This window comes from Kitasatospora sp. NPDC048722, from assembly GCF_040650235.1.
GTDB lineage: Bacteria > Actinomycetota > Actinomycetes > Streptomycetales > Streptomycetaceae > Kitasatospora.
On the sequence record NZ_JBEZGX010000036.1, the window covers coordinates 80,263 to 87,048 of the forward strand.

At 73.9% G+C, this 6,786-nt stretch carries 9 protein-coding genes; 4 read left to right on the plus strand and 5 right to left on the minus strand.

Features of this window, described 5'->3' with window-relative positions; genetic code table 11:
- Positions 1–109 precede the first annotated feature (109 nt).
- Positions 110–1,075 (minus strand): thiamine-phosphate kinase, encoded by a 966-nt coding sequence (locus AB0C76_RS25155; protein ID WP_359969579.1) that lies wholly within the window; start codon positions 1,073–1,075, stop codon positions 110–112.
- Positions 1,076–1,318: 243 nt separating this feature from the next.
- On the opposite strand from AB0C76_RS25155, the gene AB0C76_RS25160 reads away from it, so the two are divergent.
- Both AB0C76_RS25160 and AB0C76_RS25165 read left to right on the plus strand, forming a co-directional pair.
- Positions 1,319–1,552, plus strand: a complete 234-nt coding sequence (locus tag AB0C76_RS25160) for an Lrp/AsnC ligand binding domain-containing protein (protein ID WP_218205768.1) — start codon at positions 1,319–1,321, stop codon at positions 1,550–1,552.
- Between the two features lie 20 nt (positions 1,553–1,572).
- Positions 1,573–2,085: a DUF3515 domain-containing protein gene (locus tag AB0C76_RS25165; RefSeq protein ID WP_359969582.1), complete on the plus strand. Its 513-nt coding sequence runs from the start codon at positions 1,573–1,575 to the stop codon at positions 2,083–2,085.
- 73 nt (positions 2,086–2,158) lie between these two features.
- Here AB0C76_RS25165 and AB0C76_RS25170 read toward each other — a convergent pair whose 3' ends face one another.
- The 3 genes from AB0C76_RS25170 to AB0C76_RS25180 all read right to left on the minus strand — a co-directional run bounded on the left by AB0C76_RS25170 (position 2,159) and on the right by AB0C76_RS25180 (position 5,197).
- Positions 2,159–3,304, minus strand: coding sequence for a D-alanine--D-alanine ligase family protein (locus AB0C76_RS25170; RefSeq protein WP_359969585.1), 1,146 nt, complete (start codon positions 3,302–3,304; stop codon positions 2,159–2,161).
- Positions 3,305–3,374: 70 nt separating this feature from the next.
- On the minus strand, positions 3,375–4,376 hold the full coding sequence (locus AB0C76_RS25175; RefSeq protein ID WP_359969588.1) for an NAD(P)H-dependent glycerol-3-phosphate dehydrogenase: 1,002 nt from the start codon (positions 4,374–4,376) through the stop codon (positions 3,375–3,377).
- The gene (locus tag AB0C76_RS25180; protein WP_359969591.1) at positions 4,373–5,197 is read right to left on the minus strand and encodes a lysophospholipid acyltransferase family protein; all 825 of its coding nucleotides are present in this window, start codon (positions 5,195–5,197) and stop codon (positions 4,373–4,375) included. The genes AB0C76_RS25175 and AB0C76_RS25180 overlap by 4 nt, the downstream gene beginning before the upstream one ends.
- Positions 5,198–5,426: 229 nt before the next feature.
- On the opposite strand from AB0C76_RS25180, the gene cofC reads away from it, so the two are divergent.
- Together cofC and AB0C76_RS25190 are read left to right on the plus strand one after the other, a co-directional pair.
- Positions 5,427–6,110, plus strand: a complete 684-nt coding sequence (gene cofC, locus AB0C76_RS25185; RefSeq protein ID WP_359969594.1) for a 2-phospho-L-lactate guanylyltransferase — start codon at positions 5,427–5,429, stop codon at positions 6,108–6,110.
- Between the two features lie 57 nt (positions 6,111–6,167).
- On the plus strand, positions 6,168–6,389 hold the full coding sequence (locus AB0C76_RS25190) for a hypothetical protein (RefSeq protein WP_359969597.1): 222 nt from the start codon (positions 6,168–6,170) through the stop codon (positions 6,387–6,389).
- A 131-nt stretch (positions 6,390–6,520) separates the two neighbouring features.
- On the opposite strand, the gene AB0C76_RS25195 is transcribed toward AB0C76_RS25190, so the two are convergent.
- Positions 6,521–6,786: hypothetical protein (locus tag AB0C76_RS25195; RefSeq protein ID WP_359969600.1), on the minus strand; the 266-nt coding region annotated here is incomplete at its 5' end.

Genomic DNA, 6,786 nt, shown 5'->3' on the forward strand with positions numbered 1-6,786 from the left:
TCGATCCCTCGCAAGCCTACGCAGAACCGACCCGCGAATCCCGTCCGCGGCACCCGGGAGCGTGACGTGCCGTACCCGTGTCCGAGCAGCATCAGCCGTACTGCGTACGTCACTCGGCGAAGTGGTCCCAGCCGCCGACCCGGTCCCAGGGCGCGCCGTCGACCGTCACCCGGCCGCCGCGGGTGCCCCGGGGCCGGCCGGTCACCTCGCCCACCACCCGCCAGCGGGCCGGGAGTTGGATCCCGCGCGGGAAGGTCGCCACGATCGCGTGGTCCTCGCCGCCGGACAGCACCCAGACCAGCGGGTCCACCCCGACGGCCTGGCCGATGTCGGCCATCTGCGCCGGGACGTCGAAGTCCGCGGCCTTCAGGTCGATGTCCACGTCGCTGGCGCGGGCCACGTGTCCGAGGTCGGCGACCAGCCCGTCGCTCACGTCGATCATCGAGGTCGCGCCCAACTCGGCCGCGGCCGGGCCGGCGTGGTACGGCGGCTCGGGGCGGCGGTGCGCCTCGACGAAGGCGCGCGGGGAACGGAAGCCGCGCTGGAGCACCGTCAGGCCGGCGGCGGACCAGCCCAGCCAGCCGGTCACCGCGACCACGTCCCCCACCTGCGCGCCGGAGCGCAGCACGGCCGCGCGCCCCTGGAGGTCCCCGAGCGCCGTGATGGCGAGCGTGACGGTGTCGCCGCGCACCACGTCGCCGCCGACCACGGTCGCGCCGGCCACCTGGCACTCGTCGCGCAGCCCGTCCATCAGCTCGGTGGCCCACGTGGTGGGCAGGTCGGCGGGGGCGACCAGGCCCAGCAGTATCGCGGTCGGCACCGCGCCCATCGCGGCGACGTCGGCTAGGTTCTGGGCGGCGGCCTTGCGGCCGACGTCGTAGGCGGTGGACCAGTCCCGGCGGAAGTGCCGGTTCTCGATCAGGACGTCCGTGGTGGCCACCACCCGGCCGTCCGGGGCCTTCACCACTGCCGCGTCGTCGCCCGGGCCGAGGTCGACCGCGTCGGTGAGCGGTACCCGGGCGGTCAGCTCCCTGATGAGGCCGAACTCGCCGAGCTCGCCCACGGTCCCCTGCATCTGCCGTCCTCTCGCACTTCAAGCCGAATCGTGCTGCCGTCCCGGATCGCGCTGCCATCCGGATCCGATCCCCGTCGCTCCCCCGCGCGCAGCGTACGCCCTCCCGGGGTGCAGAGGTCTCCCCTCCCCGGCCCGCTGCGCGGTAGCGTGGTGATCAGACTGCCGGTGAGCCCGTTTCCCACCCGACGTCCCCCCGGGCGAGCACGGCGGCGATCCCCCCCAACCGGCCGCCGGGAGGCCCCCGTGGTACAGGCGTACATCCTGATCCAGACCGAGGTCGGCAAGGCCACCGCCGTGGCCGAGTCGATCTCCAAGATCCCCGGCGTGCTCACCGCCGAGGACGTCACCGGCCCCTACGACGTGATCGTCCGGGCCGAGGCCGACACCGTGGACGACCTCGGCCGTCTGGTCGTGGCCAAGGTCCAGCAGGTGGAGGGCATCACCCGCACCCTCACCTGTCCGGTGGTCCACCTGTAAGCCCCGGCTACGATCGGCGGGTGGCCAAACTCCGTGTCCCCCGCGTCCTCGCGACCCTGCCCGCGCCGGTCCGCTGGCTCGCTATGCCCGTCGCGCTGACCTGCACCGTCGTGGTGCTGCTCGGCAGTTGGAGCGAGCCGGCGGACATCGAGGTGCCGGCGCCGACCGGCAAGGCGGCCGACTACTGCCGGAACCTGGCCGGCGCGTTGCCGCCGGACCTCCTCGGGCACGCCCGCAAGGACCCGTCGCCGTCCTCGCCCTTCGTCGCCGCCTGGGGCTCCTCGCCCCGGACGGTGCTGCGCTGCGGCGTCGACCGGCCCGAGGAGCTCGACGGCGACCACGCCGGGGACTGGTCCCCCGTGGCCGACGACGTCACCTGGTGGGCCCAGAAGCTCACCGACGGCAGCTACCGCTTCGTCTCGACCATGCGCAAGGCGTACGTCGAGGTGACCGTCCAGGACGGCGTCGCGTCGAACCCGTTCGACCCGGTCGCCGCCCTGTCCGGCGCCGTCAACGCGAACGTCCCCGGCTGACCGGGACGGACGAGAGACCGACGGAGGGCGGGCCGGGAGCTTCCCGGCCCGCCCTCCGTCGTCGCGCGGGCGACTAGCGCAGCCCGGTCGAGCGCCGCAGCGCCGCCTGGAGCAGCCGGTCGATGAGCTCCGGGTACGCGACCCCGGTGGCCTCCCACATCTTCGGGTAGGCCGAGATCGGGGTGAAGCCGGGCATCGTGTTGATCTCGTTGATCATCCAGGTGCCGTCCTCCAGCAGGAAGAAGTCCACCCGGGCGAGGCCCTCGCAGCCGAAGGCCTCGAACGCCGCCACCGCCTGGCGCCGGATCTCGGCGGTCTCGTCCGCCGACAGCTCCGCCGGGATCCGGACGTCCGAGGAGTCGATGTACTTGGCCTCGAAGTCGTAGAACTCGTAGTCGCCGCCGACCATGATCTCGCCGGGCACGCTGGCCCGCGGACCGTCCTCGAACTCCAGCACGCCGCACTCGATCTCGCGGCCGGTCACCCCGGCCTCGATGATCAGCTTGGGGTCGTGCCGGCGGGCCTCCTCGATCGCGGCGTCCAGCTCGGCGAGGTCCTTGACCTTGGTGATGCCGATGCTGGAGCCGGCCCGGCAGGGCTTGACGAACAGCGGCAGGCCGAGCTCGGCCACCCGTTCGCGTACGGCCGCGCGGCCCTCCTCGGTCTCCCAGTCGCGCCGGTTCACGATGGTGTAGCGGCCGACGTTCAGGCCGTGCGAGGCGAGGATCCGCTTGGCGAACTCCTTGTCCATGCCGGCCGCGCTGGCGAACACGCCGTTGCCCACGTACGGGACCCCGGAGAGCTCCAGCAGGCCCTGCAGGGTGCCGTCCTCGCCCCAGGGGCCGTGCAGCAGCGGGAACACCACGTCGACCTCGCCGAGCGCCTTGGGGGTGCTCCCCGGCTCGCTGAGGAGGACCTCGCGGCTGCCCGGCGAGACCGGCAGCGCGACCTGCCCGTCCACGGACTCGGCGACGTGCGCCACGTCCGGCAGCCTGCCGTCGGTGATGGCCATCCGGGCCGGCTCGTCGCTGGTCAGCGCCCAGCGGCCCTCGTGCGTGATGCCGATCGGCAGCACGTCGTACTTGTCGCGGTCGATCGCCCTGAGCACGCTGCCCGCGGTGGAGACCGAGATGGCGTGCTCGGAGCTGCGCCCGCCGAACACCAGCGCGACGCGGGGCTTCGGGGCGGACGGGTTCGGGGAGGACTGTTCGATGCTCATATCGCGTTTGAGACTACCGTGCGACGTGTTTCCGGAAAGTTAGCCGCCCCGCCACGTCGCCACCCGGCGGTCAGCGCCGTTCCGCCTTCGCGGAGCGGGACATGAGCGCCTGCAGCGCCTCCTGGGTGGGCCGGCCGTTGTGCACCACGTCCACGACGGCCTCGACGATCGGCATGTCGACGCCGCTGCGCCGCGCGAGGTCGAGCACCGACTCGCAGGACTTGACGCCCTCGGCGGTCTGCCGGGTCGCCGCGATCGTCTCGGCGAGGGACATGCCCCGGCCGAGGTTCATGCCGAAGGTGTTGTTGCGCGACAGCGGCGAGGAGCAGGTGGCGACCAGGTCGCCCATCCCGGCGAGGCCCGCGAACGTGTGCGGGTCGGCGCCGAGCGCCTCGCCGAGCCGGGTGGTCTCGGCCAGCCCGCGGGTGATCAGCGTCGCCTTGGTGTTGTCGCCGAGCCCCATGCCCGCGGCCATGCCGACCGCGAGGCCGATCACGTTCTTGACCGCACCGCCGAGCTCGCAGCCCACCACGTCGGTGTTGGTGTACGGGCGGAAGTACGGCGTGTGGCAGGCCGCCTGGAGCCGCTTGGCGACCGCTTCGTCGCTGCAGGCGACGACGCTGGCGGCGGGCTGGCGGTTGGCGATCTCCTTGGCCAGGTTGGGCCCGCTGACCACCGCGACCCGCTCCCGGCCGACCTTGGCGACCTCGTCGATGACCTCGCTCATCCGCTTCGCGGTGCCGAGTTCGATGCCCTTCATGAGGCTGACCAGGACGGTCTGCGGCTCGATCAGCGGCGCCCAGGCGGCCAGGTTGTCGCGCAGCGTCTGCGAGGGCACCACCAGGACGGCGAAGTCGGCGCCGGCCAGCGCCTCGGCGGGGTCGGTGGTGGCCCGGACGGAGTCGGGCAGGCGCACGCCCGGGAGGTAGTCCGGGTTCTCGTGCGTCGTGTTGACCGCGTCCGCCAGCTCCTGGCGGCGGGCCCAGAGCACGACCTCGCTGCCGGCGTCGGCCAGCACCATCGCGAACGCGGTGCCCCAGGAGCCGGTCCCCATCACGGCGCAGCGGGTCACTGACCGGCCTCCTCGGTGTTCGGGCCGCCCTTGGCGCGGCGGCGTTCGGCGAGCGCGGCGGCGGCCCGCTCGCGGGCGGCCCTGCGCATGTCGTAGCGCTCGGCGGGCGGCTCCTCGCCGCGCACGCCGGCCAGCACGGCGGTGATCGCCGCCATGATGTCCTCGGTGGCGTCGCCCAGCACCTGGGCGGTGAGCTCCATGCCCTGGTACTTGCTCAGGTCCACCGGCGGACCGGCCGCGACGACCACCCGGTGGCGCGGGAAGAGGTTGAACTTGCCCTTCCCGTAACCGGGCCGGCCGTACGGCGGGATGATCTCGTGGGCGCCCCAGTGCGCGACCGGGATGACCGGCGCACCGGTCATCAGCGCGACCCGGGCGACGCCGCTCTTGCCGGTCATCGGCCACAGGTCCGGGTCCCGGGTGAGGGTGCCCTCGGGGTAGAACTGCACGCACTGGCCGTTGTTGACGGCGTCGATCGCGGCGCGGAACGCCTGCGCGGCGTCCGTCGACTCGCGGAACACCGGAATCTGGCCGGTCTTGCGCAGCATGAATCCGATGAAGGGAATCGAGAACAGCGAGGACTTGCCGAGAATCCGCGGCGGGCGGCCGCTGTTGTACTGCCAGTGCGCGTAGACCAGCGGGTCGATGATCGAATTGTGGTTCACCGCGGCGATGAATCCACCTTTCTCGGGAAGGTGCTCCCAGCCCCGCCAGTCGGGCTTCACCAGCGCGGTCGTCACCGGCTTGACCAGCACGGCCGCAAAGCGGTACCAGATGCCGTAGTCGGCGTTGCCGAACTTGGCGTGCGAGCGGCGGGCCACCCCAGGTCCTCCTCATCCGTGCGGCACACGGGGTGCCGCGGTCCTTGCCTCCCGGCGCCGGTGCACCGGCCGCCCGGTGCCCGGATCGCGGGCGCGGAACAGTGTCGCCCGCCCGCTCACCGACTGTCGAGCGACCGCGCCAGCACACCGGGCGGCCGTGATCAAACGCACGTCCGCACAGCTGGGACGGCCTGGCGGGGGCTCCGGGACCGGCGTCACAATGACGCCGATGACCCAGGACACCGTACGCCCCAGCGGGCCCGTCGCGCCCGCCGCACCCACCGCCGGCTGGTCGCTGGTGCTGCCGCTCAAGCCGCTCGCCCTCGCCAAGTCCCGGCTGGCCCCGTACGCCGGGCCGCACCGGGCCGACCTGGCGCTCTCGTTCGCGCTCGACACCGTCACCGCCGCGCTCGCGACCCCGGGCGTCGCCCGCGTCCTGGTGGTCACGCGGGACCCCGCGGCCGGCCCGCGGCTGGCCGCGCTCGGCGCCGTGGTGGTGGCCGACGAACCCGGCGGCGGCCTCAACCGGGCGCTGGCGCACGGGGCGTCGGCCGCGCTGGCGCTCGCCCCGGACGCGCCGCTGGCCGCCCTCTCGGCGGACCTGCCGGCGCTGCGGCCGGCCGAACTGGCCCGGGTGCTGGTCGCGGTGCCGTCCCGGGGCCGGGCCTTCCTGCCGGACTCCCCCGGCCTCGGCACGACGCTGCTCGCCTGTGCCCCCGGCAGCCCGCTCGCCCCCGCGTTCGGGGACGGCTCGCGGGCCCGGCACGCGGCCGGCGGTGCGCTCGAACTGCGCCTGGCGGACGTGGAGTCGGTGCGCCGGGACGTCGACACCGGCGCGGACCTCGGCGAGGCCCTGGCCCTCGGCGTCGGCCCCCACACGAGCGCCCTGTTCGCCCTCATCGGCCGTTCCTGACGCACGCCACGCGAGACGCCGCCCGGGACTGTCGGACCCGCTCGCTATGCTGCTGGCATGCAGGCCACCGCGTTCACCTTCGACCCCGCCACCCGGGCCGGCTCCGTGCTGCTCGACGACGGGACCCCGGTGCCGTTCGACGCGGCCGCGTTCGACGCCGGCGGCCTGCGGCTGCTGCGGCCCGGCCAGCGGGTGCGCATCCGCACCGAGGGCAGCGGCGAGGCGCGCCGCGTGGTCTTCCTGACGCTCCAGACCTTCCCGGACCCGGCCGACGGCTGAACCGGACCCGGCCGGCGGGGCCGGCCGGACGCCCGGAACGCGAAAGAGCCGTGGCGGCCCGGCCTCCGCGTCATGCGGGAACGGGTGCGCCACGGCTTCTCTCGAAAGCCGTCCGAGGACGCTGCGCGGGACTACTTGGCGGTGGTCTTGCGCGCGGTGGTCTTGCGGGTGGCGGTCTTCTTCGCCGGAGCCGTCTTCTTGGCCGTGGCGGTCGCCTTCTTGGCGGTCGCGGTGGTCTTCTTGGCGGCGGCGGTGGTGGCCGTCTTCTTGGCGGCGGCCGTCTTCTTCGTGGCGGTCGCCGTGGTCTTCTTGGCGGCGGCGGTGGTGGCCGTCTTCTTGGCGGCGGCCGTCTTCTTCGTGGCGGTCGCCGTGGTCTTCTTGGCGGCGGCGGTGGTGG

Bases quoted from the DNA above. Each gene is read 5' to 3' on its own strand.
- AB0C76_RS25190 (WP_359969597.1), top strand. From the start codon at position 6,168: ATGCAGGCCACCGCGTTCACCTTCGACCCCGCCACCCGGGCCGGCTCC.
- AB0C76_RS25155 (WP_359969579.1), bottom strand. From the start codon at position 1,075: ATGCAGGGGACCGTGGGCGAGCTCGGCGAGTTCGGCCTCATCAGGGAG.
- cofC (WP_359969594.1), top strand. From the start codon at position 5,427: ATGACCCAGGACACCGTACGCCCCAGCGGGCCCGTCGCGCCCGCCGCA.
- AB0C76_RS25170 (WP_359969585.1), bottom strand. From the start codon at position 3,304: ATGAGCATCGAACAGTCCTCCCCGAACCCGTCCGCCCCGAAGCCCCGC.